Genomic DNA, 26,730 nt, shown 5'->3' with positions numbered 1-26,730 from the left:
TCAGGTGCCGCTGGATATTGCTGGATGTGCGGCCACTGATCTGACACCGCCGGTGTCACTGCAGGCCAAGTCCATAGACGAAGAGGCGCTGCAAGAGGCGCTGCATTTGCTGGCGCAATCCAAACAGCCAGTTATCTTGGTTGGTGGCGGTGCCAAACGATCGGGGCCAGAAATCTGTGCCCTGGCAGAGCGGCTCGATGCGCCAGTGATTCAAACCACCAATGCACGCGGGGTGATGTTCCAGCATCCGCTTGGCGTGCCTGCAAGCCCCAGTCTGGCTTCGGTTCGAAATCTGATCGAAAGCGCAGATGTGGTTCTTGCCCTGGGCACCGAATTTGGACCGACAGATTACGATATGTATGCCACCGGAGTCTGGCCAAAAATGCAGGCTCTGATCCGGGTGGATCTTTGCGCAGCGCAGCTCGCCCGCCATCCGGCGGCGCTGCCCATCACTGCCGATGTAGCCAGTTTTGTCGCGGCGCTGCAGCAGGATCTGCCCTCAGGGGCTGGCTCGGGCGGGGAAGCAAGAGCCGCCGAGGCCCGTCGCGCAGCTCAGCAGGAGATTGGCGCAGATTACCTGTCGCAGGTGGAGATTCTGGGCGCGATGCGTGATGTCATGCCTGGGTCTTTGATGGTTGGGGATTCGACCCAACCGATCTATGCCGGCAATCTTTATTATGATCATGATCGCCCAGGTGGTTGGTTCAATGCCGCCACCGGCTATGGTGCGCTCGGCTATGGCATTCCTGCCGCCATCGGCGCGGCGATCGCCGAACCGGATGTGCCGGTGATCTGCATCGTCGGCGATGGCGGCGCACAGTTCTCTTTGCCCGAGGTGATGACGGCCGTAGACGAAAACCTGTCGATCACCTTTGTGATCTGGAACAACCAGGGCTACCGCGAAATTGCTACCTCGATGGAGGATGTGGGCGTTGCGGTTGTGGGCTGTGACCCAACCCCGCCTAGTTTTGCCGGGACTGCCCAGTCCTTTGGCATTCCACATGTCACCGTTGGCACTGATGCGGCAGAGATTTCTGCCGCCGTTGCCAAGAACCAGGGGCAGGGGCCGCGCTTTGTTGAAATAACCGCACCCGTCTTTGTGCCTGCTAAGGATTGATGAAATGAAACAGCCAAGTTTTGAATTCTCCCGCGCCATCACCCGCCGCCCGGCGGCCAGTATCGTTGAGGGGCTGCGCGCGACTGACATGGGCAACCCCAGTCTCAATGGCATGCTGGTGGCGCATGAAGCCTATGTGGCGGCGCTGAAAAGCACCGGCGCCGAAGTGATCGAACTGCCGCCACTAGAGGCGTTTGCAGATGCGGTTTTTGTTGAGGACACGGCGCTTTGCTTGCCGCAGGGCGCTGTTCTGATGCGCCCCGGAGCGCCGTCGCGCATGGGTGAAGTGGCGGAAATGGCGCCAACGCTGCGCCAGTGCTATGATGATGTCCGCGAGATCAAAGGCCCCGGCCACATCGAAGGCGGCGATATCCTGGTGACCGGGCGCGAGGTGCTGGTGGGGCGGTCTGACCGTACCGATGCCGCAGGGGTGGCGGAACTGGCAGAGATTGTCGGCGAATGGGGCCACAGTCTGCGCGAGGTCTTTACCCCGCCGGGCGTCTTGCACTTCAAGACCGATTGTTCCCTGATGGATGCCGAAACCATCCTGGCAACCAAACGCCTGTCGGCTTCGGGTTGTTTTGACGGATACCGGATTTTGGACGTGGCAGAAGGCGAGGAAGCTGCTGCCAATGCCATTCGGTTCAACAATCTGGTGCTGTGCCCGGCAGGTTTCCCCCGCACGGCGGAAATGCTCGACAAGGCGGGGTACGAGGTTGTCCAGATCGACAACACCGATTGTGCCAAACTGGATGGCGGCATGTCCTGCCTGTCACTGCGGTTCTGATCAGCTGCGGATCTGCGGTAGTTTGGGGGCGGACCAATAGGCGCCGCTGTCCTGGCGCAGGGTTTCATAGGCTTCGATCCGTTGGCGTGCCTCTGCGCCGCCAGCTTCGATCAGATGGGTTAGCAGACAATCCATCACCGCCATCGCGCCTGCATAGGCGCCAAAGGGATGCAGGGAATCGGCCGTAACAGTCAGCACATGATCTGGCTCCACGCCCGGCGCAATGACCTCACTGTCTGAGATCAGCACGATCTGCGCGCCGAGTCTGCGTGCCTGTTGCAGAGCCTTGATGGTGGTGGCCGAGTAGGGGGCAAAGGTGATGGCAATCAGGCAGTCTTCGGGACCCAGCTCGATCAGATCATCCAATGTTGTGCCGATGTGGCGGGGGACCAGATCGATTTCTGGCAAGGCCATCCGGGCGATATAGTGAAAATAATAGGCCAATGCGTAGCTGGCGCGGCTGGCGGTGACATAGCAGCGTTTTGCGCCCAACAAGGTCTCGACAATGGCGCCGGTGCGCTCCGCCCCCATTTGGCGCAGTGATCTGGAGACAACATTCAGCTCGGTACGGGCTGCACGCGCTTGCAGCGCAGCTGTTGGTCCCGCTTCTGCCATCCGGGTCAACCAATCCTCCCCCAGATCGGTCTCGCTGGAGGTTACAAGCGCATCGCGAAAGGGCCGTCGCAGGGCTTCGAAGCTGTTGTAGCCCATGCGATCGCCCAGTCGCACAAAACTATTGGCGCTGACCTTTGCCTTGCGGGCGGTGTCGCGCACAGGATCCAGGGCAAAGGCGCCAGGGTTGTCGATAATATACTTCGCCGCCTGCGACAGCTTGGCAGGCATCAAAGCGATCTGCTCTTTGAGCGAGGCAATCAGGCGGGCGGTTTGCTTTGGGTCGAGATGCGGGTCCATGCGCCAATAAGATCACATGATCTTGCAGGGCGAAACACAAAACGCCTGTTCCGCCCTTCTGCTCGATATTTTAACCCAAGGCTAGCCAGAAACAGCTTTTAGGGAGCTCTCTTGGATCAGCACGATGGATCCTTCTTCGGTGACGGTTAGCCGCGCCCCTGTTTCGATCTGGCCCAACCCTTTGCAGGCAACCAGCATCAGAATGTGTTTTTCGCGGGCGACAATAGCCATATGGCTGAGCCACCCGCCCACTTCGCTCAGCACGGCTCCAGACCGCTGCACATAGGGCAGCCAGGCGGGGTTGATCATGCTGCAGACCAGAATGTCCCCGTCTTCAAAGCCGTCAAATGCCTCCGGTCCGGCAGCGGTTTCTTCCTCAACCCAAAAGGCTCGCCCAGTCACCGAACCGCTGCCGGCCACGCAGGTGCCGCCAAGATCCCTCTCGGAAAGCTGCGTCTGGGCTCCCAGCGACAGTATCTCACAATCCCTCAGGGTGAGCGCGACCTGGTTCGGAGCGGCAGGTTTTCGTAAATCTTCAGCTTTGTGACGGTCTTGCGCTGTACGACGCAAACTCTGCGGCTTGCTCCAGTCGCCACTGAGCACCTCCTGCAGGGTCAGCTGAAAGACCAAATCACCAAGCCCTGATTGCTGACCCAGGGCCAGCAATGCACGCCGCAGTTCTGCTAGGACCCGTAGTGCTTCGTGTTTTGCTTGTTCCTTCAGATCCTGAAAGGTCAGAGCCAGGGAAATGGTATCCTTCAGCTCAGCTGGCAGGTTTGCAGGCAATGATTTCTGCCCGGAGAGGGATTTAACCGGTGTCTCCAACAAGGGCCAAAGCCCTGCTGGATTTTCGCAAAAGCGCGGCGCGCTGAGCTCATAGTCATAGGTGGCCCGGTGGCCCATCAGCTTCAGTGCCTTTTCTCGCGCTGATTTGCCGGTGCAGGTGGCCAACATTGCGGTGGGGGCATGGGGCAGATCCGCATGCATCAAATGGGCGCGCAAAGAGGGATCTCCGGCGGTGGCCGTGCTGGCCTCGCCCATTGTAAAGCCGGCAAGAATGTTGATTTTTTCCGCTTCGACATAGATTTCGCGGGCAAAAAATCCATGTAGGAGCTGAATGGTTTCTACCAATTTGTGCCGGGGCAGAGCGCTATAGTCCAGGGCCTGCCAGATCGCCAATCGGTCGGCCATATCGGGTAAAACATTGGTGCGGAAGTGGCAGACCAATGGACGGGCCTGACGGCGCAAGTTCTTCGCCTTGCTGGCGGTCAACTTGAGAGCCATCTCGTCCTTCAAGGCGGCATCCACGTAGGTTTTGCCAAAGAGATTCACCAAATGGCCATCACGCCCCTCTGGCAGCCCATAGGGCACCCCTAGGTCGCGACAAGCCAGGTCGACGCTGCCTCCCGGCGCCCAAAGCGAGCCCATCACCGAAAAGGACAGTGGTGTCGGTCGGGGCAGAACTTCGGACATTTCGTCCTGTTGCAGAATTATCTGATCAGGGGCGGCATCGGCAAAGCGATCCAAGTGTACACGCCATTCTGACAGGCGGATCTGTTCGGCTTCAGAACCCAGCGACAGGGTGGTAATATCGCGGCTTTGTACGATTTGGAACTGACCATCGGCATAGGCCCATTCCACATCCTGTGGGCAGCCAAAGCTGTTTTCGATCTCGCAGCCAAGGGCGAGCAGGGGGGCCAGATCAAGGGTTTGATTCTGATCGTCCTCGGCAGGCTGGCCGGTGTGACGGCCAAATCGCAATGAGACGGGCGTCACCCGGCCCGAAACCAGATCTTCTCCGTTGCCGCGGACCCATTCCACCATGGTCATGCCGGGGGCGGTGGGGTCTTGCGTGAACATGACGCCTGCATAATGTGCCTGTACCATTTGCTGCACCAGGATATTGGCAGTACTTCCGTCCTGGGCCTGCCCGTCATAGCTGGCAGCGCGTTCAGAGGAGAAACTGGCAATCACATTGTCCAGCGCCAGGCGCATGGTCTTTTCCGTGACATCCAACTCGGATTCAAACACCCCGGCAAAGCTTTGATCGGCGCCGTCTTCATTGCTGGCACTGCTGCGCACAGCGCAGGGCTTTCCACCCGCTAGGGTCCAAATCTTCGTGGCAAACCCTTGCTTTTGCTCGGGGTTCATTTGACGATAGTTGTTGATGGCCTCACTACGCAGAACAACGCCGCCCGGAACCGGCAGCCCAGCATTTTTCAATACCGAAAGCCGCAAGGCCTTATTGCCGGCGCTGCTTAGCTCCTCGGTAAAGCCCATTGGAATAACTCCGGCGGGCAGTCTGGCCAAGGTGCGCTGATGCAGCCCTTGGGCAAGTTTTTGGCCCAGAGTATTATGCAACCCGGTCACAAAGGCGCGCTGCAGCAAGAGCAGGCCGAGGCTAAAACAAAGATAGGCATTGGCTGCGGCGCTCAGGCTAAAGACCATCGCAAAAAGCACGGGAACACCGAGGAACAGCCAGAGCTTGACCTGGCGGGGCGTTTTGGCCACGGCCCAGAGCAGGTAGATTGCTGCCAGAACACAGAATAGCAGCGGCAAGACAAACAGCGGGTCGGCCTGGCCAAGATCGGCCATCCACATCAGGCTGATAGGGATGTGCCCACTGGCTTCTCCGGCGGCAGAAACCCCCAACATCATGACAGGCAAAAACACCAAGGCGCTGAGGTTACGCATTGGTGTCAGCCCCTTGTCGGCATAAAAGGCTTGAATAGCCCGGGCCTTGCGCACCGGGTCATCTGCCAGTTTGGCCTTGAGTACGGCCAACTCCGCGGCGCTGTTTTGGGTGATGATTTGATCGCGTTCCGACTTTAGCGCCACCGGCAGCACCAGAAGGCGGGTGGCCAGTGACAGGGCAAAGAGGCCCAGCAATAGGTGGCTGCGGTCATGGGTCCAGACCAGGGCCGAAGCAAGGGCTGATATGGCCCGTTGCCAATAGGTGGTCTGTTGCTCCGCCAACCAATTCTGAACATGTGGCTTTGGCTGTGGTGCAATGAAATACTCCCAAGGCAAAGTGTAACGCCCCTGAAAGTCGATGCCCTGTTGGCTGAGCTCAAGCCCTAGGACCTGCCCCATGAAACAGCTGCGCCGGTCATAGCAGGCAGCTACCGTTGGTCCGGTGCCAAGCGCCGCAATTCGCTGCATCAACTCATCGGTTGGCAGGGCACGGATTGGAATATTGATTGCACCTGGCAGGTGACCGGCGGCAAAATCCCCCGGATAGCGGGTGTCAACGATCTGCAGCGCCTCGGTGTTCATCAGCACAGTGAACTCGGCTGTATCGAGCAACCTGTCTTTGTGCGGATAGTCCGGGATGGCGCGCAGATCCGCCAGGCTTTCGACCTCTGCATCGCTAAAGGGCCGACCTTCGACAATCCATTTCTCGATGCCGCCAGCAACAAAACTGCAATCAATCCCTAGTTTAGCGAGCTCCGCGCAGGTTTCGGAGCTGCGATTTCCATTGTGACAAAAAACCACAGCGCGCTGCCCGGGGCGTAGGGGGCGAGATTGGAGAAAATCCGGAAATCGAATGTGAGCGGCGCCTGGAAGGCTTCCCATGGCATTCTCACCAGTTTCGCGAATGTCAAAGAAAGCAGTATCACCAGCCGCAAGCAAAGCGGCCGCCTCGCTGGTGGAAATGGCCTGTGGATTGTCTTCTTGTTTGAAGAAACTGGTCTCTTTTAGGTCTTCATCTTTGATCTCAGTGCCTGCAAATTGAGCAGGACGCACCAGGGTTGCTTGTAACCTGGACAACTCCTTTTGTTGGTTTGAGGAAAATTGCCAATAATTCCCTACAAAAAGCAGTGCTACAAAGAGCATCAATAGTGATACAATTTTGACAGGGTAACGCCCTGATCCTGTTTTTGTTTTTGCTAAGAAACCCAACTTTCTAGCAAGAACAGCTCCAAGACCAGACATCATGGCCAAACCCACTGCAAAGACCTGAGAAAGGGAAGAAACAGACCCAATAACAAGTTCGGGTGAGGGGATTGCCCATGCTTTAACTGGTGCAACCATTAGGGTCGCGGTACAAATGGTCACCACCAGCGGAGCGCGAAGGTCTTTGAGGTGGGTTGGTCTTGGGTTGAGTGTTCTCACTGAAGTTCCTGCAAACTGTTGTGGGTTTCTTTGTTGTTGGGACAATTGTAAAAGATGGCGTCCAATGTGATACCGAACAGTTAATTGTTGGGCTAGGTCAAGAGTTTCATTTAAATTTTCTGAAAGGGGTGCGAAGATGTTAACGCCTTTGTTTCAGGAAACGAGTGATACCAGACATGGCCCGCAAGGTCAGAAAATACTAATTGGCCAGGAGGCTTACCCGTGCAGCTTGTAGACAGGTTCATTTCTTCCCTCATCTTTGGGTTGCGAAAGGGATTGCCAAAATCCTTTGCTACAGCATTGGGGTTGGTCCTGGGGCTGGTCAGTTTGGCGCCGATCCCGGCTCGGGCCGAAATCACCCTCACCTTTGGAACCTACGCTGCTGACAAGCCAACGCAGACGGTGCGCAAATACCGCCCCTTTTTGTCATTCCTGGCCGACCGGTTGTCCGAACGGCTGGGGGAGAAGGTCTCGATCAAGATGACCATTGCAAAGGAATACGAGGAAGGCATTCGTCAATTGGCCGAAGGGGAGGTCGATTTCGCCCGCTTCGGGCCTGCCTCTTATGTGATGGTGAAAGACTTGAACCCGCAGATCCGTATCGTGGCGATCGAGTCCAAGAAAGGTAAGAAACGGTTCAAAGGCGTCATCGTGGTGCACCGCGATAGCCCTGTTCAATCGCTGCAAGAGCTCGCCGGTCTTACCTTTGCCTTTGGCGATGAGCTGTCGACGATCGGGCGTTATCTGGCGCAGGCGGAATTGCTCAAGGCTGGTATTTCTGGCGCTGATCTGCATAGTTTTGACTATCTTGGGCGCCATGATCTAGTGGGTGTCGCGGTTGGCTCTGGGAAATACGCAGCGGGCGCCCTCAAGGAAAGCACTTACAAGAACCTCATCACCAAGGGGGTGCCGATCCGGGTGCTGATGACCTTTGATAATGTCACAAAGCCCTGGTTAGCCTCTGCCGATCTTGATGAAGAAATTATACAGGCGATGCGGGACGTCATGTTGTCGTCGCAGAATGAAGAAATTGTGCGGCGGGTTTCAAAGAACGGTTTCTTGGCCAGCAAAGACGCAGATTATGATTTGATCCGCGAAGCCATCGAACAAAGCCGCGGCTTCTAGGCGCCAAAGAGCAGGTAAAATGAAACGCACAGGAATTCTGTTTCAGATCGTTCTATCCCTAGCTTTGGCAGCGCTTCTGGTGGCCTTTGTCGTGGGAGCTGTTGCCCGGCAATATGAGGGCAACCGTCTGCGCGAACAGCTGACCGAGCAGGCGGGACTGACGGTCTCGCTGCTGAGCGGGCTGATGCTCGAGTCGATTATTGTCGAAGACGTGCCGGTCCTGGAAACAGGGCTGCATGAGACTCTGGCGCGCACGCCCAAAATCCTATCTATCCAGATTCTGAATGCGGACGGCGACCTGATTGCCTCTGCCAGCCGTAGGGATGTGCACGAGGAATTTGTAACCTACGAGCAATCCGTCGAGATGGAAGGGTTCAAATTTGGCACCATGGTGGTGCAATGGTCGATGCAAGAAGGGCAGGCATTGGTCAAAGAAAAAGTTCGCTACACCATCATGTGGACCGGGCTTGCCATCGCAGCGCTCTCAACCCTGGTTCTGTTTTTGGTCTACAAACTTGCTTTGCAGCCGCTCAAGACCATTCATTTGAGGATGTCCGATGCCATCTCCGGCGCGCGGCGTGTTGCGGGGGATTTGCCCTGGTATGCCTCGCGGGAATTCTGGGCGCTGAATTTCTCGGTCGGTGTTCTGGAAGAGACCTTTGCGGAGCGTGACGAGCGGGAAACCGCCCTGGAGGAAGCCTGCGAGGCGGCTGATATTGCCAATCAGGCCAAGTCTGAATTCCTCGCCAATATGAGCCATGAAATCCGGACGCCGATGAATGGCGTCATCGGCATGGCGGAACTGATTTTGGAAACCGAGTTGGACGAGGATCAGCAGATCTATGCAGAGACGATCTCCAAATCGGGGTCGGCGCTGTTGACCATCATCAATGACATTCTCAATTTCTCAAAGATCGAAGCTGGCAAGATCGAGCTGGATCTGACCTCCTTCAATTTGCAAACTGCAATCGAAGATGTTGTGACACTGCTGTCGCCAAAGGCCACAGCCAAGGGTGTCGAGATCATCCTGCGCTATGATCCTTCGCTTCCAGAGTTCTTTGAAGGCGATGTCGGGCGGGTGCGCCAGGTAGTGACCAATATCATTGGCAACGCAGTGAAGTTCACCAATGTCGGCTATGTCTACATCGATGTGACGGGCACCGAGGGTGCGCGCGGCCATCATTTGTCGATTGCGGTGTCCGATACCGGTATCGGGATTCCAGAAAGCCGCATTGATGAGGTCTTTAATGCTTTTGAACAGGTCGATGGCGCCGCAACGCGCAGCTTTGAAGGCACCGGCCTGGGGCTGGCGATTTCGTCGCGGTTATTGATGTTGATGGGCGGGCGCGTCACGGTGCAGTCCAAGCCGGACGAGGGTTCGGTCTTTGCCATCCGTCTGCCTCTGCCAGCCAGCGAGCCTGTTGAGGAAATCGTGGTCGGTGATCCGTCTTTGGCGGGCCTGACCGGCCTGATTGTGGACGATCTTGATCTTAACCGGCTGATCCTGGCAGAGCGATTAGGCTCCTGGGGGGTCAATTGCATGGAGGCCAGCGATGCGATGGGGGCGCTGGAGCTGATTGCTGAGCTGCAGTCCAGGTCAGATCGGTTGGACTTTGTTGTCCTCGACTATCAGATGCCGGTCATTGATGGCCGCGAATTGGCGCAACGCATCCGGGCCATTCCAGAATACGGCGCCTTGCCGATTGTGATGCTTTCTTCCGTTGAAAACGCCATGCCGCGCACCGGCCACGAAGGGCTGGAAGGCTGCGAAATTGTGTTAAAGCCACTGCGTGCCGCCCAGTTGAAGCAGGTGATTGGCCGGGCTTTGAGCCTGGGGCAACGGCGGTTGCCAATCGCTGCTGTGGCACCGGTGGAAATGCTTCACAAAAACCGGCTCAAACTCTTGATCGCCGAGGATAACAGAACCAATCAGCTGGTTGTGACGCGCATGCTCAAGGATGCGGGGTATGACATTACTATTGCGGCAAATGGCATCGAAGCGGTGCAACACTATAAAAACAGCCACCCTGACATCGTGTTGATGGATATGATGATGCCGGGCATGGACGGCGTAGAGGCGACGCAAAAGATTCGGGAATATGAGCTCGAAGCCAGAGTGCCCGGGAGCCATATCGTGGCCCTGACGGCCAATGCGCTGGAGGCGCATCGCGAAAAATGCCTGGCGGCCGGCATGGATGATTTTTTGAGCAAGCCGATCAATAAAAAAGCGCTGATCGAAACGATCAACAAATGGTCCGAGGCGCCAGATCAGGGCAATACGGGCACCTGAGCCAGGCACCTAAGCGCGTCTGCCTTGGCTTTGGGAAGAACTAGTGCTGCGCAGTAGAGCGTGAGGTGATCCACTGGCGGCACTGATCGCCAAGGTTTGTCACCGCAAAAACACAGGCCGCAAAGCAAACAATTGTTGGTCCTGTTGGGGTATCGAGCATAAAGGAAAGCTGCAGGCCGGCCAGGGCCGACAGTATTCCTATGGCGGTAGCCGCGAGGGCCATGCGTTCAGGTGTTGCAGCAAAGGGGCGGGCCGCAGCGGCGGGGATCAGCAACATGGCAGAGATCAGCAAAACACCGACCACTTTGATGGCAACCGCCACCACCAGCGCTAGGGCGATGGTCAGGATGAGTTGCTCACGTTTCGGGTTTAGCCCGGCTGCATAGGCCAGGTCCGGACTCAGGGTTGCAGTCAGCAGCGCAGACCACCGGGCCCAAAGCAGCGCCAGTACTAGGGCGGCCCCGCCCCAGATAACCAGCAGATCAAACCGGCTGACGGCCAGAATATCGCCAAACAGATAGGCCATCAGGTCGATCCGCACGCCCTGCAAAAAGGAAACCGCCACCAGACCAAAGGCCAATGAGGAATGGGCAAGCACGCCCAGCATGGTGTCCATGGCAAAACCACGATCGCTGAGGCTGGAAACGGCGGCGGCCATCAGCAGGGCAACGATCAATACACCGGTAAAGATCGGCGCTTGAAAACCAAGCGCCAAGGCCACGCCAAGGATTGCCGCATGGGCTGTGGCATCGCCAAAATAGGCCATACGCCGCCAAACCACAAAACAGCCAAGCGGCGCCGCGGCGATGGCAACGCCGGTCCCGGCAAAGGCTGCGCGCAGCAGAAAGTTGTCAAAGAGGCTCATCATTCTTGGGCGCCTTTCGGATCGGATTGCTGGGGCTGGAGGGCCTTATCCTTGCCATGGTCATGGCCGCAACTTTGGTCGTGGCTGTGGTTATGCTCATGCCGGTATAGCGCCAAGGCCCCTTGGGTGCCGCTGCCAAACAGTGCGCGATATTCGGGGGCCGAGGCGACATGTTCGGGTGCACCTTCGCAGCAGATATGGCCATTGAGGCAGATCACCCGATCCGAGGCTGCCATCACCACGTGCAATTCATGGCTGACCATCAGGATGGCGCAGCCCAGGCTTTCGCGCAGGCTTTCGATTTGTTGGTAAAATGAGGCCGATCCGGGCTGGTCCAACCCCTGGGTGGCCTCGTCGAGGATCAACAGCTGGGGCTCACAGATCAGCGCGCGTGCCAGCAGAACCCGCTGGAATTGGCCGCCGGATAGGCCCGCCATCTGGCGGCTGGCCAATTGACCGGCCCCGGCCTGTTCCAGAGCCTTGGCGGCTTGGTGATCCGTGACTTTTTGAGGCAGGCTGAGAAAGCGGCGCACAGTGATTGGCAGGGTCGGGTCGATATGAAGTTTTTGCGGTACATAGCCGATGCGCAGACTAGGGCTGCACTGGACGCTGCCTTCGTTGGGTTCCTGCGCGCCAATGACGCATCGTAGCAAGGTGGATTTGCCAGATCCGTTGGGGCCAACGATGGTGACAATTTCGCCTGGGGTGATGGAAAAACTCACATTGGAAAGCACAGTATGGCCGCCATAGCGGACCGAGAGGTTCTGCAGGGAGATCAGCGTCATAGGGGAGCGTGCTCTTGGCATTTAGGGCAGAGGCCTTCGGCCTCAACGACGGTACGTTCAATCTGAAAGCCAATGTCACGGGCGGCCTGCCCCAGCTGCCCCTTGGTCGGAACGGTCTGCGCCTCGGCCACTGCACTACATTGTCGACAGATCATAAAGGCCGGGGCGTGGTCTTCGCCAGGATGGGTGCAGGCAATAAAAGCATTCAGGCGCTCGATCTTATGTGCAAAGCCATTGCTCACGAGAAAGTCGAGGGCGCGATAGGCAACGGGGGGCTGCGAGCCACGACCCTCTGCACGCAACCGATCGAGAATTTCATAGGCGCCCAGGGCGCGGTGTTCTTGCAACAGGATTTCCAAAACCCGTTTACGCACCGGGGTGAATTTTAGCCCCCGAGATTTGCACTGCGCGTCAGCAGAGGCGATGCAGTCAGAAATGCAGAGCGCGTGATCATGGGTTTCAAATCCTAAGGATTCCATGGTCCTGGGTCTCCGTTGAAATAGGGCCATAGCAGCCGGGGTGAACTCGGCTCTTGATATGTTATGATATGCTGTTTATCAACCTGTGAGATGTTATAAGATTACATGAGAGTCCCCATGATCAAAACCACTCTGACCTCCACCGCAACTCTGCTGGGCTTTGCCGGTATGTCCATGGCGGATGTACCAAAAGTGACTACCGATATTGCGCCGGTACATGGCCTGGTTGCGCGGGTAATGCAGGGCCTGGGCGAGCCAAGCTTGGTTGTGCCCGCAGGCGCGTCCCCGCATCACCATTCCATGCGCCCCTCCGAGGCCATGGCGTTGTCGCAAGCGGACGTTGTCTTTTGGATGGGCGAGGCGCTGACACCCTGGCTGGAAGGGGCGGTTGGGGAGTTGGCCAAGGACGCCCATGTGATTGAACTGCTGGACCTTGAAGGGGGCTTGGCCTTGCCTTTTCGTGAGGGCGTAGGGTTTGAAGCGCATGACCATGGCGATGAAGAAGCGCATGATGACCATGGCGACGACCACGATGATCATGACGGTCACGATGAGCACGAAGAGGCGCACGGGGACGAACACCATGATCATGACGAACATGATGATCACGAAGAGCATGAAGACGAGCACGAGCATGGTGACGCGCATGAGGAACACGCTGGTGCGGAACATAGCCATGAGGATGAGCACGAAGAAGGCCATCACGATGGGCATGATCACGACGGTCTGGATCCCCATGCCTGGTTGGCGCCGGAAAACGCCATGCTGTGGCTTGATGTGATCGCGGCAGAACTGTCGGAACTGGATGCGGAAAACGCTGCCACCTATGCCGCCAATGCCGCTGCAGGCAAACAGGAAATCGCGGATGTGAAGGCGGTGATCCTTGCCGACTTGGAACCGCTGCGCGACGGCGGGTTTGTTGTCTTTCACGATGCCTATCAGTATTTCGAGCAGAGCTTTGACATTCAGGCTGCCGGTGCAATTTCGCTGGGCGATGCATCAGACCCTAGCCCCGCACGGATCGCGGAAATTCAGCAGGTGGTAAAAGATAAGCAAGTTTCTTGCGTTTTCTCAGAGCCGCAGTTCAACCCGCATCTGGTGGCGACCGTTCTGGAGGGCAGTGGCGCCAAAACCGTGGTTATCGATCCTTTGGGCACCGGCTTAGAGCTTGGCGCTGGTTATTACCCTGCGCTGTTGAAAGAACTCGGTGGGGCAATGGCTTCCTGCCACTAAGTGCACGACTGCATGCGAGCCAGCAAAATTGGAAAGGGTCAGAGCCAGCGCTCTGGCCCTTTCTCCTTGTCAAACCCGATCTTTGATCAGATGAGTGAGAGTGGCTCCGGTTTCGTAATAGGCGCCGCGTAGCCCGGCAAAGGGCAGGCTGTGCCCGTGGCTGGCGGGCAGGGGCAGTCGCGCCTCGTCGCCAGAAATCAGGGCCTCTGCCATCTTCTGCCCAAACAATGTCCCCGGTCCAATGCCGCGCCCGGAATAACCAAAGCTCACATAGCCGTCTTGCAGCTTTTCGATCTTTGGCAGGTATTCTCCTGTCATGGCAATACGGCCAAACCAGAGGCTCTCTAGTTTTGTCCCGGCAAGCGCCGGAAACATGGCCGCCAGTTTTCTATCCAGCCAGGTGCGGTGAATTGAGCTGCCAAAATGATCAAGGGCACCCATGGCGCCAATAACCAGGCGCCCCTGTTGGTCCAGACGCCAAGAGGACATCACGAGGGCGGAATCCCAACAGCCTTCGCGCCCAGGCAGGATCTGCTCTTGCTGGGCTTGGGTCAGGGGCGGGGTGGCGCCCTGAAAATAGTGGACAGGCACAATCGCAGGCGCGTCATAGCCCGCAACAGGACGGGCGTAGCCATTGGTCGCCATGATCAGCTGTTTGGCGCGGATGCTGCCCTGCGGCGTGGTGACCTGCCAGATGCCCTTAGCCTGGGTGATTGCCGTGGCTGGGGTCTGGTCATGTATCTGCGCGCCGGCCTCATGTGCAGCGCGGGCCAGACCACGGGCAAAGCCTAAGGGCTGAAGGGTGCCGGCGCGGGGATCGAACAATGCGCCATGCACCGCATCCGATCCAACCCGCGCTTGGGCTTCACCTGCGTCCAAGAGCTGAACTGGTGCACCGATGGCCTGCAGTTGATCGGCGCGGCGCTGCAGGTCCGGCCTGCCACTTGGGGCGTGGGCGCAGTGCAGGGTGCCATTGCGCACAGGTTCGCAGGCGATGCCATGGCGTTCGATCAGCCCGTAGACCAAATCAGGTGCCTCTCCTAGCGCCTGCGACAGTTTGCTGCCGACCTCTTTTCCAAGCTGGGCGTTGATCTCTTCCGGCGGCAGCCAAAGCCCGGCATTGCTCAGACCGACATTGCGCCCCGAGCCGCCATAGCCAAAAACCTCTGCTTCGATCAGACAGACTGAAGCCCCCATTTCAGCCGCCCGCAGCGCCGCAGAACAGCCAGTGTAGCCACCGCCAATCACCACCATATCTGCCGTCACCTCCCCGGTTAGAGCCGAGGAGGCGGGGGTTTCCTGGCAGGTCTTGTGCCAGAGGCTAGAGGTCAGGTCAGATGTCAAATTTGATTCCTTGTGCCAGCGGGAGTTCCCGCGAATAGTTCACGGTATTGGTCTGGCGGCGCATATAGCCTTTCCAGGCGTCAGAGCCGCTTTCCCGTCCACCGCCGGTTTCTTTTTCGCCGCCAAAAGCGCCACCAATTTCTGCGCCCGAGGGGCCGATGTTTACATTGGCGATACCGCAATCAGACCCGGCTGCCGAGAGGAAATATTCGGTCTCGCGCAGATCAGTGGAAAAGATACAGGAGCTCAGCCCCTGCGGCACTTCGTTCTGCATTTCGATGGCCTGATCCAGATCGTCGTATTTCACCACATAAAGGATCGGCGCAAATGTTTCAGTGTGCATGATCGCGCTTTGGCCAGGCATTTCGACAATAGCCGGATGGGCATAGGCCGCCGCAGCATGGCTCTCGGCCAGGGCCTTGCCACCGCCATGCACCTTGCCGCCTTCGGTCTTGGCCTGGGTCAGGGCATTGTCCATGGCGGTGAGCGCCATGTCATCGATCAGCGGGCCAACGAGAGAGCCGTCAACCAGAGGGTCGCCAATCGGCAGTCCCTCATAGGCTTTGATCAGACGGGGGATCAGCGCGTCATAAATATCGGCGTGGACGATCAGACGCCGCAGCGAGGTGCAGCGCTGACCGGCGGTGCCTACGGCGGAAAACACGATGGCGCGCAGGGCCATTTCCAGATCTGCCGAAGGGGCGACGATCATCGCATTATTGCCGCCGAGTTCCAGAATTGTGCGGCCCAAACGGCTGGACATATCTTTGGCAACGGCCTTGCCCATGGGCACCGAACCGGTGGCGGAAATGATCGCCACATCTTTGGAGGCCGTCAGCGCCTCGCCCAGGTCGCGCTCGCCAATCAGGGTCTGAATAAGGCCTTGTGGCGCATCATCGCCAAATTCAGCCGTCACCCGGTCACAGATTTTCTGCACAGCGAGGGCGGTCAGGGGGGTCTTTTCTGAGGGCTTCCAGATCACCGGATCTCCACAGACCAGTGCCAGGGCGGCGTTCCAGCACCAGGGGGCAACCGGGAAATTGAAGGCGGTGATCACGCCGCAGGTGCCCATCGGGTGCCAAGTCTCACGCATGGCGTGGCCGGGGCGTTCCGAGGCAATGGTCAGACCATAGAGCTGACGCGACAGGCCAACGGCAAAATCGCAGATATCGATCATCTCCTGAACTTCGCCCAGCCCTTCCTGATAGATCTTGCCGCATTCCAGCGTCACCAGTCGGCCGAGGTTTTCCTTCTCCCGCCGCAGCGCTTCGCCGAGTAGGCGCACCAATTCACCCCGACGTGGGGCAGGAACGGAACGCCAGGATTTGAACGCTGCCTTGGCGCTTGCGATCTGGGCCGCGGCTTCGTCCAGGCTGTGCATGTTCAGGCTGGCGATTTCGCTGCCATCAACCGGTGTTTTGACGCTGAGGCTGCCGCCTGTCAGCTCGTCTTTGGTAAAGCCGGCAGCGTTGAGGATTTGGGAATGAGGCATGGTCTGACCTTTCAAAGAAACTGCTATCCCATGAGAATTTCGCACCGAAACAGGCTGGCGACTCTTGGGGTTTCCCTATAAATTCCACGACTACGGATGAATTGCACATGATACTAAATCCTAAAGGTATGAGGTATGGTCATATGATTGCGCCGCGTCGCTTTTTGCCTTCTATCTCTTCGTTGCTGGCATTGGAGGCCGTTGACCGGCTTGGCAGCGCCTCGGCAGCAGCCGAGGATCTGAGCCTCACCCAAAGCGCCATCAGCCGTCAGCTCAAGCAATTGGAGCAGCAGATGGAGGTCGATCTGATTGCCCGTGACCAGATGCGCCTGCAGCTGACGCCGGGGGGGGCGGCCTATGCCAAGGAGGCCCGCGCGATCCTGTCGCGCCTGGCGCAGGCCTCGGTCAAGCTGCGGGCAAACCCGGATGGCGGCAGCTTGAATCTGTCGATCCTGGCGTCATTCGGGCTGCATTGGCTGGCACCGCGGCTCAAGGGTTTTGTTGGGCAGCACCCAGGCATTACGGTCAATCTACAGACCCATAATCTGCCCTTTAGTTTTGAAACAGGCAACGCTCAGGCGGCGATCCATTATGGGACGCGGGACTGGCCCGGTGTGCAATACCTGCCGCTGATGCCCAAACATGTGTTGCCAGTTTGTGCGCCAGGCCTGTTGTCCGCGCCTTTGGCACAGCCCAGGGATCTGCTGGGCTACCCCCTGTTGCATCTGGAAACCCACCCCGACAGTTGGGAGCAATGGTTTGCCCTGCACGATGTCGCTAGCGAGCGGCTGCAGGGCATGTTGTTTGACCAATCTTCGGCGATGACGCAGGCGGCGGTGCATGGCTTGGGAATTGCCCTTTTGCCAACCTTTCTGGCCGATGCCGAAATTGCTGCTGGCCGGTTGTGTCTCGCCATCAAAGGACCGCCCGTCACGCTAGGAGAGTATTTTCTGGTTTGGCCGCCGCAACATGACACGAACGACCCTTTGATCCAGTTCCGCAACTGGTTGCTGGATCAAATCGCAGCCGAGGAGACCTGATATGCGCCTGCCCAGCCTGACACATCTGCGCTGCTTCGACAGTGCGGCCCGCCATCAAAGCTTTACCGCTGCGGGTGAGGAGGTCGGCCTGACGCAGAGCGCCGTTAGCAAAAAGGTGAAGGAGTTGGAGGCGGACCTCGGCTTTGCTCTGTTCCAGCGGGTCGGCCGCGGTGTTGTTCTGACCGCAGCAGGAGCTGGGCTGGCCGCCGATTTGGCCCAGGATCTTGGGGCTCTGCACAATTCGGTTCAAAAAGCGGTGGCAGCCGGCGCCGGTCGCTGTGCGCTGCGTATTGCGGTGTTGCCGACCTTTGCCAATCGCTGGTTGATCCCCCGGCTGCCTGATTTCTTTGCCCACCACCCGGAAATCGAACTCAACCTGTCTACCCGGCTGGAGCCCTTTGATTTTGCGCGCGATCCTTTTGATCTGGCCATCCACTATGGCCGCGACAATTGGCCCGGCGCCCGGATGGTCGAACTGTTCGGCGAACAGATGGTGCCCATTGCCGCTCCAGAGCTGTTTGCCAGCCATGGGCTGCACGACGTCGAAGCCCTGATGGAGGTGCCGCTGGTGCATCTGGACAGTCGCAGTGACGCCTGGGCGGATTGGTTTTGCGAGGCCGGGCTTACCGGGCAGCCGCGACAGGATGGGCGCTATTTTGACCAGTATTCCATGGTGATTGGCGCTGCGGTAGCCGGGCTTGGTGCGGCGATTGTGCCATTTGATATGGTCTCAGGTGAGCTGAAGAGTGGCGCCCTAGTGCCGCTGCCGGGGCCGGGGTTGCGCTCGGGCAAGCGCTATTACCTGGTGCGCCCGCATGGGTCCGCACCAGAGGCGGTGCAAACCTTCGAGAGCTGGATCACCCGGCAATTGCGGCAAAGATCGCAATAGCTTTGGGTCGCAGTTCGACGTCTGTCTGATCCATGCGCTTTTGGAATGAGTCACATCCTAATTGAGGATTTCTTCAATGGGTGAGCTGGCCTAGGGTTTGCCTAATTGCAGCAGGCGTTGGGCCTGGGTGCAGAGCTGAAGGACCACCCGTGATGTCAGAGTTTCGCAAGGCCAGCCGTATAAATGCCATCGAGGTTTCAGAAATCCTGCAAATCGGCGCGCGGGCGGCGGCGCTAAAAGCCCAGGGGCGTCCGGTGATTGTTTTGGGGGCAGGTGAGCCGGATTTTGATACACCCGATGCGATCAAACAGGCTGCGGTAGAGGCGATCTGGTCGGGGGAAACCAAATATACTGCGCTTGGCGGCACCCCGGCTTTGAAACAGGCCATCAGCAAAAAGTTCCAACGTGACCATGGGTTGGTCTACACCCCGGATGAGATCATTGTCTCTACCGGGGCCAAGCAGGTGCTCTACAATGCTTTCATGGCCAGTCTTGAACCCGGCGATGAGGTGATAGTTCCCGCGCCCTATTGGACCTCCTACGTTGACATCATTGCCCTTGCAGGGGGCAGGCCGGTTCCGGTGCCTTGCGGTGCGGAAACTGGGTTTCGCATGACCGCAGATCAATTGGCGCAGGCGCTCACCCCGCGCACCCGCTGGGTCCTGTTTAACTCGCCGTCCAATCCTTCTGGCGCTGCCTATTTAGCGGCCGATTATGCGCCGCTTTTGGAGGTGCTGTTGCAGCTCCCGGATGTCTGGGTCATGGCGGATGACATGTATGAGCACATCACCTACGCGGGGTTTGAATTTGCCACCCCGGCGGCGGTGGAACCCAGGCTGAGGTCGCGTTGCCTCACTATCAATGGCGTCTCCAAAGCCTATGCCATGACCGGCTGGCGCATTGGTTATGCCGGGGGACCTGCGGCGCTGATCAAGGCAATGGCGGTGATTCAGGGGCAGTCCACCTCCTGCGCCTCGTCGGTATCCCAGGCGGCGGCGGTTGCGGCACTGAACGGATCACAAGAAATTCTGGACCAGCGCCGCGCCAGTTTCCAAGCGCGCCGTGATCTGGTGGTCGAGGGGCTGAATGCGATTGACGGGATAAGCTGTCCGCGTCCCGAAGGGGCTTTTTACACCTTCGCCAGCTGTGCTGGCGTTCTTGGGCGCCAAACACTTCAGGGCAGAACCCTAGAAACCGACGCCGATTTTTGCGCCTATGTGCTGGAGCATTACGATGTGGCCATGGTGCCGGGACGCGCCTTTGGCTTGTCGCCTTATTTCCGGATTTCCTATGCCACCAGCGAAGCGGAACTGCGCGAGGCCTTGGCGCGTCTGGCGCAGGCTGTTGAGCAACTGCGCTGATTTCAGGACGCGTCGTCAGAGCTGTTTTTGCATCAGGATCAGATCCAGCCATTGATCCCATTTGCGCCCGACCTGCGCCATATGGCCGCTTTTGCTAAAGCCGATGGCACCGTGAAAAGCTACGGCCTTTGGGTTGGCACTGCTGATACCGGCCACCAGTGTATGAACCCCATTGGCACGGGCCTCTTTTTCCAGCCGCTGCATCAGGGCGCGACCCAACCCGCGCCCCTGGGCGGCGGGTGACAGCTGTATGGAATGCTCCTGAGTGTGGGTATAGCCAGGGCCGTTGCGAAACGGCCCATAGGTGGCAAAACCTACCACATACTCTTCAATCTCGGCCACAAGAAAGGGCGTAGCAGCCTCACGCAGTTTAGCAGAGATTTCTTCGGGCAGGCGTTCCTGGGTGGTGAAGGTGACGAGGGTATCGCGGATCAGCGCATTGGCAATGCGGGCAATAGCAATGGCATCCTGTGGCAATGCTTGACGTATCTGTGTTGTCATATTCCGGCCCTCGCTTGCAGTTCTGCCCTGATGCCGGGCAAGTAGGAGCACGCGGCGAAAAAAATCGCAAGGAGGGCTGAGGCGCGGATCAGGCTGGTGAATTTTGGCCAAAAGCAATTGAACTTGGCCCTCACACACTTCAAGGTTGGGCGAGACCAGCCTTGGGGAGCTTTTGACATGCAACGCAATGATATCAAGCCGGCCACGATTGCCGCCCAGGCCGCCGGGGCGGTTGATATGGCCAGCGGCGGCGTGGTGCCGCCGATCCAGCCCTCTACCACCTTTGTGCGTGACCGTGACTATCAACTGGTCAACGAGGGTAACGTCTATCTGCGATCACACAATGAGGCGGTGCGTCTGGGCGAAGAGATCCTGTCGCGTCTGGAAGGTGCCGAAGATACCCAGCTGTTTCCCTCCGGCATGGCGGCAATTGCGGCGGTGTTTCGTACAGTGCCAAATGGTGGTTCGGTGATCGTGCAATCGGGCATCTACTGGGGCACCACAAAATGGATCCGTGATTTTTGCACCCGGCGCGAGATTACCCTGCACGAGGTCGATGCAAGCGACAGCGCCGCCCTGCAGGCGCTCTGTGCCATTCATGATGCGCAGCTGATCTTTGTGGAAACCCCGTCCAACCCCTGGTTAAAAACCGTCGACATCGCTGTGGCCAAGACCTGCGCTGAAACCTGCGGTGCCGCTTTGGTGGTGGATAGCACTGCCGCCACCCCGCTGTTGACGCAGCCTTTGGCCTTGGGCGCTGACATTGTCATGCATTCCGCCACCAAGGTCATAAATGGCCATTCGGATGTGTTGGGCGGCGTGCTGAGCACCCGTGTGAAGGGGGCTTTGTGGGAGGCGATCTGCATGGATCGCAACGAAGCCGGTGCGGTGATGGGCCCGTTTGAGGCCTGGCTCTTGGTACGCAGCATGCGGACCCTGCCGCTGCGGGTGGAAAGAATGTGCGCCAACGCCATGGCGATAGCCGAGTTCCTTGCGGCCCACCCTGAAGTCGAAGATGTGTTCTACCCTGGATTGCCTAGCCATGAAGGCCATGCATTGGCCAGCCGCCAGATGAACGGTGGCTATGGATTTTTGATGTCCTTTCTGGTGAAAGGCGGGCGTGAGGCGGCGCTGGCGGTGGCCGGGCGGATGAACCTGTTTCATCGGGCCACCTCGCTTGGCGGGGTAGAGAGCCTGGTGGAGCACCGCCATACGATTGAGCCCCATACCGGCATCCCCGAAAGCCTGTTGCGGATTTCGATAGGGATCGAGGACCTGGATGATTTGATTGCAGATCTGAGCCAGGCCCTGCAGGGCTAACACGGACATCTGCGTCCCGGCTCAGGTGAATCCGGGGAAGGGCTGACGTTGCACCACATTGGCCATCATGGTGGCCAGGGTGGTGAGGTCATAGACGGGCAGGCGCAGTTTTGCCTGCAGCTGATGCGCATAGGGTGGCAGATCGGTGCACTCTAGCACAACAGAGCCGATCTCGGGGTGGCGCCTGAGCATATCTGCGGCGATGGCCAGCAGTTCAGCCTCGACCTTGGCGAGATCCATACCGGGCCGCTCATTTCGCAGAATGACACTGGCGAACTCCTCTGTATCGTCCAGCCCCTGCACGACGATGGGGGTCGCGCTGGCGCCGACGCCGGACATATGTGCCGGGGTGAGGCTGTTGGCGGAGGCGGTGATCACGCCCACCGGGCGACCGGTCATCTGATATGCCAGCGGCACCTGGATGAGCGAGGAGACAAAGACCGGCACAGACACAGCGGCGGCGATCTCTTGCTGGAAGATCGCCAAAAAGCCGCAAGAGCCGGTAATTGCCTTGGCGCCTTTGGCTTCAAGCGCCTGCGCCGCCTGGATCAGCCGTTGCTTCATCTCCCCCGTTGGATTGCCCAGCAATTCGGGCACAGTGATGCCGTCGAGCATTTCATAGATCAGGGTGAAGGGCAGGCTGGAAGGGTTCTTGATATGGCCTGGGGGTTTGGGGAAATAGCTCTCTAGTGCCAGCACACCAATGGAGAGGCCGCAGATGTTTTGCCCACCTGGATGAAATGTCATGGGGTTTTCCTTTAGAAACGCAGCGGTTGAAACGGCGTCAGGTCATTGTTGCTGGGGGTCCCGGTCACCAGATCAGCCACCAGCCGCCCGGTTTTTGGGGCCATCATCAGCCCATAGTGGCTGTGGCCAAATGCGGTGACCAGATCGGGAAACCCTTCTAGCGCGCCAATGCAGGGCAGGCTGTCAGGCAGGCTGGGACGCTGGCCTGACCAGGTGGTGAACTCCTTGGCATTGAGATCAGGCAGCATGCCTGAAGCCAGTTTGACCAGCCCATCCAGGCGCCTTTGATTGATCGGGGCATCCAGCCCTGCAAACTCCGCTGTACCAGCCACCCGCAGTCCCTCTTCCATCGAGGAGGCGACAAATTTCATGTCCATATCCATGACGGAGTTATTCAGGCTGACACCGGGGTCGGAGAAGGAAACATGATAGCCGCGCTCAGATTGAAGCGGGATATGCAAGCCTAAGGGTTTCAGCAGTTTTGTTGACCAGACCCCCATGGCGAGCACCAGTTTGGGGGTCCAGTCCGCGCTGGACTCGCTGTGATAACACCAGCCGCCGCTCTCAACCGGGTGAATGGCGGAGATGGACTGGCGCTGCAAATCCCCTCCTAGATTTTGGAACTTTTGCGCCAGCACCTCTCCGATGCGACCTGGGGACAGGGCGCGGGCCTGACCTTTGATCACGATTGCAGATTTGAAATCGGTCGATAGCGCAGGTTCAAGGCTGCGCAATTCTTCTGGACCGATGCGAAGGATCTCGGCGCCCTTGGCGCGGCGCATGGCGTAGTCGGTGCTGTCTGGATCGGCATCCTTGGGTTTGCGAAAGGCATGCACATAGTAACTGTCGCGGATCAGACCTTCGTGGCCGGTGCCCTTCAGATGCTGGCGAAACAGGGAAACGCAGTCGCGGTTCAACAGATCCATCGCTTCTGAAATCTCGCCGATCCGACTGGCGCGTCCCTCGTACAAAAACCGCAGCCCCCAAAAGGCCATGCGCGGCAAGTAGCTGGGTTTGACGGTGACGGGCCCCAAGGGATCCAATAGCCATCCCGGCACTTTCTTCCACAGACCGGGCATGGATTGCGGCACAACGGACCAGGGGGAGATAATGCCGGCATTGCCAAAAGAGGTGGCCTGGCCAGGGTCGTCACGGTCAATCAGCCGGACTTTAAGGCCCTTTTCCAGCAGTGACAATGCGGTGCACAGGCCGATAATGCCGGCCCCCAATACGGTAACATCGGGGGCCGGATCCGCGCCATTTGCAGTGCTCATGCGGGAGCCTCCAGCCGACGTTGCTGAAGCACTTGCAAGGCTAGAACAGGGGCCATGATTGCCAGGGCCAGCAGATCAGAGCTGAGGCTGGGGGCTACCAGCATCAAGCCGCCGATGGCCATCAACAATCGCCAGATCCCCTGCAAAGGCGCCAGGAAATAGGCGGAGACCGCAGTAGCGATGGCAAAGACACCTAGGGCACAGGTCAGGCTGACCTGCAAGAAACTGGCCCAGGTGAAGTATTCTGGCAGCACGATCAGCATGGTCGGCGCATAGACAAAGACCATTGGCACCATCAGTTTGCCAAGGCCCAGGGTAAAGGCGCTGACACCGGTGCGAAACGGATTGGCCCCGGCAATGCCTGCCGCCGCATAGGCAGAGGCGCAGACCGGTGGGGTGATCTCTGAGATGACGCCATAATAGAGCACAAACATATGGGTGGCCAGCGGTGGCACCCCTAGCTGTGCCAGGGCGGGCTGTGCCACAGCCACCAGCATGATATAGAGCGCGGTGGTCGGCAGGCCGGCACCCATCAGGATGCAGGCGATGGCAATCAGCACCAGCGACAGGAACTGCTGAATCGATGGCTGGCTAAACAGCTCGAGCGAGGTCCAATCCAGCAATGGCGCCAGCGAGGCAGCCATATCAGCGGCGCCGCCGGTAACCATGAAACCTAGGCGAAAACCGACTCCGGTGGTGTTGATCACCCCCACCACGATGCCCACGGCCGCCGAGGCCGCGCCCACGGCCAGCGCATATTGCACGCCAACATGGAAGCTATCAAAAAGATCGCGGAAATCCTGCCGTTTGTTGCGGTGGAGCGCGCCCACTATGGTCAGCGCCGCCAGAATCCCGGCCATGGTCGGGGTATATCCTTCGCCGCTATAGGGGGAGGCCTTCCAGAAAATGAAGCCAAGCAGGGCAAAAGGGATCAACAGGCTCGCCGGTTTGTCCACAGCGCAAAAGCCAACCACCACACAAAGGCTGAGGCCAATGAAGGCGGCCATATTGGGTGAGTAGCCAGAGAACAGCACCAAAAGCAGCGCGATCAGTGGAATAATCGTGTACCAGCCGTCTTTCCAGACCGACAGGAACTGCGGCAGCTGTTCCTTTGGGTAGGCGTTGAGGCCAAGCCGTTTGGCGGTGAAATGCACGATCGACAACACGCCGATGTAATGCATCAGGGCAGGCACGATGGCGGCAATGACGATGGTGGTATAGGGCACCTCGAGGTATTCAGCCATCAGGAAGGAGGCCGCGCCCATGATCGGCGGGGTGATCTGGCCCCCGGCAGAGGCTGCGGCCTCAACACCGCCGGCAAAATGTGCCGGGTAGCCCATCTTTTTCATGTTCGGAATGGTCAGTGATCCGGTGGAAACCGTATTGGCAATGGAGCTGCCGGATATCGTGCCAAAAAAAGCCGAAGACACTACGGATACTTTGGCTGGCCCGCCGGTGTAGCGCCCCGCCAGGATCATTGCGTTATCAACAAAGAACTGACCCAACCCCATGCGTTGGGCCACCACACCAAACAGCACGAAGTGAAACACTACGGTGGAGACCACCCAGAGGGTGACGCCAAAAATTCCTTCGGACGGGAAGTACATATTGTTGACGAACTGCTGCCAGTTGACGCCGGGGTGTTTGAGAATCTGCGCCGGCATATAGGGGCCAAACAGCGCGTAGATCATAAAGACTGAGATGATCAGGGGCAGCACAAAGCCAATGGTGCGCCGGGCGATTTCCAGCACGGTGAGGATCAGGAAAGAGCCAAAAAAAACATCCAAATTGGATGGATTGCCCTGTCTTAGAGCCTGTTCCGGGATGTCAAAACCAAAACCTGAAAAGCCGCGCCAGCTGAACCAGAGAAACAGGGAGGCCGCGATGCCAAGGCCTGCAAGCGCCCAGTCAAAAAGCGGCACATTGCCAGGGCACCATGGGTTTGGGCCTGCCCATTGCAGGGCGCGAGCGGATTTGATCAGTGGGAAGCCCAGGAAGATAAACAGAAACAGCCCGGCCAGATGAATGCCCATATGCACATGATCCACCGGGGTTCCAAACCCTGCGGTCCACAGATGATAGAGCGCAAAGCCGATGCTGGCCCAATACAAGACCTGATTCAGCCGAGGACCATTGTCACGGGAGTTGAGAGCGGAATCATACTGTTTTTCCAGCTCTTCCAGCGCCTTATTGTCGAGATGTGAATTCACAGGCATGGGCGGTTCCAAAATGTCGAAAGGCTGCGCGCCAGCCGCCTTGCCTTGAGGATTGTCTCGGCGTGGCCAATTGGCAAACAGGCAGTGGGGGAGGGGGCTGAAAAATACGGCGACAAAGGTGCTGCCCTTGCCGCCGTAAGGTGGGGAGGTATTAGTTCAGAGCGCCGATTTCACGGTAGTAGCGCTCGGCACCTGGGTGCAGCGGTACGCCGATGCCTTCAACCCCGATCAGGGCGGTTTCCAGGGTGATGGCGCGGCCCTTGGGGTGACCATTGTCCAGCAGCTTGCGGGCTGTGTCGGACCACATCGCCTTGGTGATCTCATAGATTAGATCGTCGCTCATATTGGCATTGGTCACCAGCATACCAGAGACCGCCACTGTGTTCACATCGTAGTCAACACCAGGGTAGGTGCCAGCCGGAATGGTTGAGGGGATGTAGTAAGGCACAGTGGTATTGGCCATCTTTATCTCTTCGGCCGACCAATTGTGCAGCTCCATGCCCTTGGTATTGTCGAGCTGGATCATTGCCGCCACCGGGGTTCCCGCCGCATAAAAATAGGCGTCGAGCTGACCATCGGCGATGCGCTCAGCCGATTGGCTGTTGTTGAGCTCTGCCTCGTCGATATTGTCGCGGTTGACGCCATGATCGCCAAGGATCAGCTCCACTGCGATCTGAGTGCCGGACCCGGCCTGGGCAATGCCAACCCGCTGACCTTTCAGGTCTTCCAGGCTGTCGAGCTTGTGACCCTCGGGCAGCACCAGGTGCAGGTCTTCGGGGTAAAGATTGGCGATGACACGCAGATCTGGTTTGGCGTTGCCTTCAAACTTGCCTTTGC

Annotated in this window: 21 protein-coding genes; 9 read left to right on the top strand and 12 right to left on the bottom strand. The window is 58.4% G+C overall.

Annotated features, from left to right (window positions below):
- Positions 1-1,117, top strand: a 1,117-nt coding sequence (locus ABJP42_RS15125; RefSeq protein WP_348341790.1) for a thiamine pyrophosphate-dependent enzyme, incomplete at its 5' end; no start/stop codon positions are given.
- A gap of 4 nt (positions 1,118-1,121) precedes the next feature.
- On the top strand, positions 1,122-1,904 hold the full coding sequence (locus tag ABJP42_RS15120; protein ID WP_348341788.1) for an arginine deiminase family protein: 783 nt from the start codon (positions 1,122-1,124) through the stop codon (positions 1,902-1,904).
- Here ABJP42_RS15120 and ABJP42_RS15115 read toward each other — a convergent pair whose 3' ends face one another.
- Positions 1,905-2,816 (bottom strand): MurR/RpiR family transcriptional regulator, encoded by a 912-nt coding sequence (locus ABJP42_RS15115; RefSeq protein WP_348341786.1) that lies wholly within the window; start codon positions 2,814-2,816, stop codon positions 1,905-1,907.
- A gap of 81 nt (positions 2,817-2,897) precedes the next feature.
- Entirely contained in the window at positions 2,898-6,851 is a 3,954-nt protein-coding gene (locus ABJP42_RS15110; protein ID WP_348341796.1) for a PEP/pyruvate-binding domain-containing protein, read from the bottom strand.
- A 381-nt stretch (positions 6,852-7,232) separates the two neighbouring features.
- Between ABJP42_RS15110 and ABJP42_RS15105 the strand changes: the two genes are divergently transcribed.
- The gene (locus tag ABJP42_RS15105) at positions 7,233-8,057 is read left to right on the top strand and encodes a PhnD/SsuA/transferrin family substrate-binding protein (RefSeq protein WP_490363229.1); all 825 of its coding nucleotides are present in this window, start codon (positions 7,233-7,235) and stop codon (positions 8,055-8,057) included.
- Between the two features lie 19 nt (positions 8,058-8,076).
- Positions 8,077-10,347 (top strand): response regulator, encoded by a 2,271-nt coding sequence (locus tag ABJP42_RS15100; RefSeq protein WP_348341784.1) that lies wholly within the window; start codon positions 8,077-8,079, stop codon positions 10,345-10,347.
- A 40-nt stretch (positions 10,348-10,387) separates the two neighbouring features.
- Here ABJP42_RS15100 and ABJP42_RS15095 read toward each other — a convergent pair whose 3' ends face one another.
- Genes ABJP42_RS15095 through ABJP42_RS15085 form a run of 3 tightly spaced genes read right to left on the bottom strand, consistent with a single transcriptional unit; the run spans position 10,388 to position 12,476 of the window.
- Entirely contained in the window at positions 10,388-11,212 is an 825-nt protein-coding gene (locus ABJP42_RS15095) for a metal ABC transporter permease (protein ID WP_348341792.1), read from the bottom strand.
- A complete protein-coding gene (locus ABJP42_RS15090; RefSeq protein WP_348341782.1) occupies positions 11,212-11,997 on the bottom strand; it encodes an ATP-binding cassette domain-containing protein in 786 nt (261 codons plus the stop codon). Before ABJP42_RS15090 ends, ABJP42_RS15095 begins: the two co-directional genes overlap by 1 nt.
- A complete protein-coding gene (locus ABJP42_RS15085) occupies positions 11,994-12,476 on the bottom strand; it encodes a Fur family transcriptional regulator (RefSeq protein ID WP_348341780.1) in 483 nt (160 codons plus the stop codon). The genes ABJP42_RS15090 and ABJP42_RS15085 overlap by 4 nt, the downstream gene beginning before the upstream one ends.
- Before the next feature lie 117 nt (positions 12,477-12,593).
- Between ABJP42_RS15085 and ABJP42_RS15080 the strand changes: the two genes are divergently transcribed.
- Positions 12,594-13,709 carry a zinc ABC transporter substrate-binding protein gene (locus tag ABJP42_RS15080; protein WP_348341778.1) on the top strand — a complete coding sequence of 372 codons (1,116 nt, stop codon included), beginning with the start codon at positions 12,594-12,596 and terminating at the stop codon, positions 13,707-13,709.
- 69 nt (positions 13,710-13,778) lie between these two features.
- Here the strand turns inward: ABJP42_RS15080 and ABJP42_RS15075 are convergent, their stop codons facing one another.
- Together ABJP42_RS15075 and amaB are read right to left on the bottom strand one after the other, a co-directional pair.
- Positions 13,779-15,053 carry an NAD(P)/FAD-dependent oxidoreductase gene (locus ABJP42_RS15075; protein WP_348341776.1) on the bottom strand — a complete coding sequence of 425 codons (1,275 nt, stop codon included), beginning with the start codon at positions 15,051-15,053 and terminating at the stop codon, positions 13,779-13,781.
- Positions 15,043-16,545: an L-piperidine-6-carboxylate dehydrogenase gene (gene amaB, locus ABJP42_RS15070; protein ID WP_348341774.1), complete on the bottom strand. Its 1,503-nt coding sequence runs from the start codon at positions 16,543-16,545 to the stop codon at positions 15,043-15,045. Before amaB ends, ABJP42_RS15075 begins: the two co-directional genes overlap by 11 nt.
- Positions 16,546-16,673: 128 nt before the next feature.
- On the opposite strand from amaB, the gene ABJP42_RS15065 reads away from it, so the two are divergent.
- From ABJP42_RS15065 to ABJP42_RS15055, 3 genes are all read left to right on the top strand, one after another.
- On the top strand, positions 16,674-17,585 hold the full coding sequence (locus ABJP42_RS15065; protein ID WP_348341772.1) for a LysR substrate-binding domain-containing protein: 912 nt from the start codon (positions 16,674-16,676) through the stop codon (positions 17,583-17,585).
- Position 17,586: 1 nt separating this feature from the next.
- Positions 17,587-18,474, top strand: a complete 888-nt coding sequence (locus ABJP42_RS15060) for a LysR substrate-binding domain-containing protein (RefSeq protein ID WP_348341770.1) — start codon at positions 17,587-17,589, stop codon at positions 18,472-18,474.
- 152 nt (positions 18,475-18,626) lie between these two features.
- On the top strand, positions 18,627-19,835 hold the full coding sequence (locus ABJP42_RS15055; protein WP_348341769.1) for a pyridoxal phosphate-dependent aminotransferase: 1,209 nt from the start codon (positions 18,627-18,629) through the stop codon (positions 19,833-19,835).
- A 15-nt stretch (positions 19,836-19,850) separates the two neighbouring features.
- On the opposite strand, the gene ABJP42_RS15050 is transcribed toward ABJP42_RS15055, so the two are convergent.
- The gene (locus ABJP42_RS15050) at positions 19,851-20,336 is read right to left on the bottom strand and encodes a GNAT family N-acetyltransferase (protein ID WP_348341767.1); all 486 of its coding nucleotides are present in this window, start codon (positions 20,334-20,336) and stop codon (positions 19,851-19,853) included.
- Positions 20,337-20,513: 177 nt separating this feature from the next.
- On the opposite strand from ABJP42_RS15050, the gene ABJP42_RS15045 reads away from it, so the two are divergent.
- Complete coding sequence (locus tag ABJP42_RS15045) at positions 20,514-21,656, top strand: trans-sulfuration enzyme family protein (protein WP_348341765.1); 1,143 nt, start codon at positions 20,514-20,516, stop codon at positions 21,654-21,656.
- 21 nt (positions 21,657-21,677) lie between these two features.
- On the opposite strand, the gene ABJP42_RS15040 is transcribed toward ABJP42_RS15045, so the two are convergent.
- The 4 genes from ABJP42_RS15040 to ABJP42_RS15025 form a co-directional block, all read right to left on the bottom strand.
- Positions 21,678-22,403: an aspartate/glutamate racemase family protein gene (locus ABJP42_RS15040; RefSeq protein WP_348341763.1), complete on the bottom strand. Its 726-nt coding sequence runs from the start codon at positions 22,401-22,403 to the stop codon at positions 21,678-21,680.
- Positions 22,404-22,414: 11 nt separating this feature from the next.
- Positions 22,415-23,677: an NAD(P)/FAD-dependent oxidoreductase gene (locus tag ABJP42_RS15035; RefSeq protein WP_348341761.1), complete on the bottom strand. Its 1,263-nt coding sequence runs from the start codon at positions 23,675-23,677 to the stop codon at positions 22,415-22,417.
- On the bottom strand, positions 23,674-25,893 hold the full coding sequence (locus ABJP42_RS15030; RefSeq protein ID WP_348341759.1) for a TRAP transporter permease: 2,220 nt from the start codon (positions 25,891-25,893) through the stop codon (positions 23,674-23,676). Before ABJP42_RS15030 ends, ABJP42_RS15035 begins: the two co-directional genes overlap by 4 nt.
- 151 nt (positions 25,894-26,044) lie before the next feature.
- Positions 26,045-26,730 (bottom strand): TAXI family TRAP transporter solute-binding subunit (locus ABJP42_RS15025; protein WP_348341757.1); only part of this gene is annotated, 686 nt, incomplete at its 5' end.

The sequence above is a fragment of the Pseudophaeobacter sp. genome, assembly GCF_039971195.1.
GTDB lineage: Bacteria > Pseudomonadota > Alphaproteobacteria > Rhodobacterales > Rhodobacteraceae > Pseudophaeobacter.
This window is presented reverse-complemented; position numbering and strand designations above follow the sequence as displayed.

Excerpts from the sequence above, each read along its gene's own strand:
- ABJP42_RS15120 (WP_348341788.1), top strand. The coding sequence starts at position 1,122 with ATGAAACAGCCAAGTTTTGAATTCTCCCGCGCCATCACCCGCCGCCCG.
- ABJP42_RS15115 (WP_348341786.1), bottom strand. The coding sequence starts at position 2,816 with ATGGACCCGCATCTCGACCCAAAGCAAACCGCCCGCCTGATTGCCTCG.
- ABJP42_RS15110 (WP_348341796.1), bottom strand. The coding sequence starts at position 6,851 with ATGGTTGCACCAGTTAAAGCATGGGCAATCCCCTCACCCGAACTTGTT.
- ABJP42_RS15100 (WP_348341784.1), top strand. The coding sequence starts at position 8,077 with ATGAAACGCACAGGAATTCTGTTTCAGATCGTTCTATCCCTAGCTTTG.
- ABJP42_RS15095 (WP_348341792.1), bottom strand. The coding sequence starts at position 11,212 with ATGAGCCTCTTTGACAACTTTCTGCTGCGCGCAGCCTTTGCCGGGACC.
- ABJP42_RS15090 (WP_348341782.1), bottom strand. The coding sequence starts at position 11,997 with ATGACGCTGATCTCCCTGCAGAACCTCTCGGTCCGCTATGGCGGCCAT.
- ABJP42_RS15085 (WP_348341780.1), bottom strand. The coding sequence starts at position 12,476 with ATGGAATCCTTAGGATTTGAAACCCATGATCACGCGCTCTGCATTTCT.
- ABJP42_RS15080 (WP_348341778.1), top strand. The coding sequence starts at position 12,594 with ATGATCAAAACCACTCTGACCTCCACCGCAACTCTGCTGGGCTTTGCC.
- amaB (WP_348341774.1), bottom strand. The coding sequence starts at position 16,545 with ATGCCTCATTCCCAAATCCTCAACGCTGCCGGCTTTACCAAAGACGAG.
- ABJP42_RS15065 (WP_348341772.1), top strand. The coding sequence starts at position 16,674 with ATGAGGTATGGTCATATGATTGCGCCGCGTCGCTTTTTGCCTTCTATC.
- ABJP42_RS15060 (WP_348341770.1), top strand. The coding sequence starts at position 17,587 with ATGCGCCTGCCCAGCCTGACACATCTGCGCTGCTTCGACAGTGCGGCC.
- ABJP42_RS15055 (WP_348341769.1), top strand. The coding sequence starts at position 18,627 with ATGTCAGAGTTTCGCAAGGCCAGCCGTATAAATGCCATCGAGGTTTCA.
- ABJP42_RS15050 (WP_348341767.1), bottom strand. The coding sequence starts at position 20,336 with ATGACAACACAGATACGTCAAGCATTGCCACAGGATGCCATTGCTATT.
- ABJP42_RS15045 (WP_348341765.1), top strand. The coding sequence starts at position 20,514 with ATGCAACGCAATGATATCAAGCCGGCCACGATTGCCGCCCAGGCCGCC.
- ABJP42_RS15040 (WP_348341763.1), bottom strand. The coding sequence starts at position 22,403 with ATGACATTTCATCCAGGTGGGCAAAACATCTGCGGCCTCTCCATTGGT.
- ABJP42_RS15035 (WP_348341761.1), bottom strand. The coding sequence starts at position 23,677 with ATGAGCACTGCAAATGGCGCGGATCCGGCCCCCGATGTTACCGTATTG.
- ABJP42_RS15030 (WP_348341759.1), bottom strand. The coding sequence starts at position 25,893 with ATGCCTGTGAATTCACATCTCGACAATAAGGCGCTGGAAGAGCTGGAA.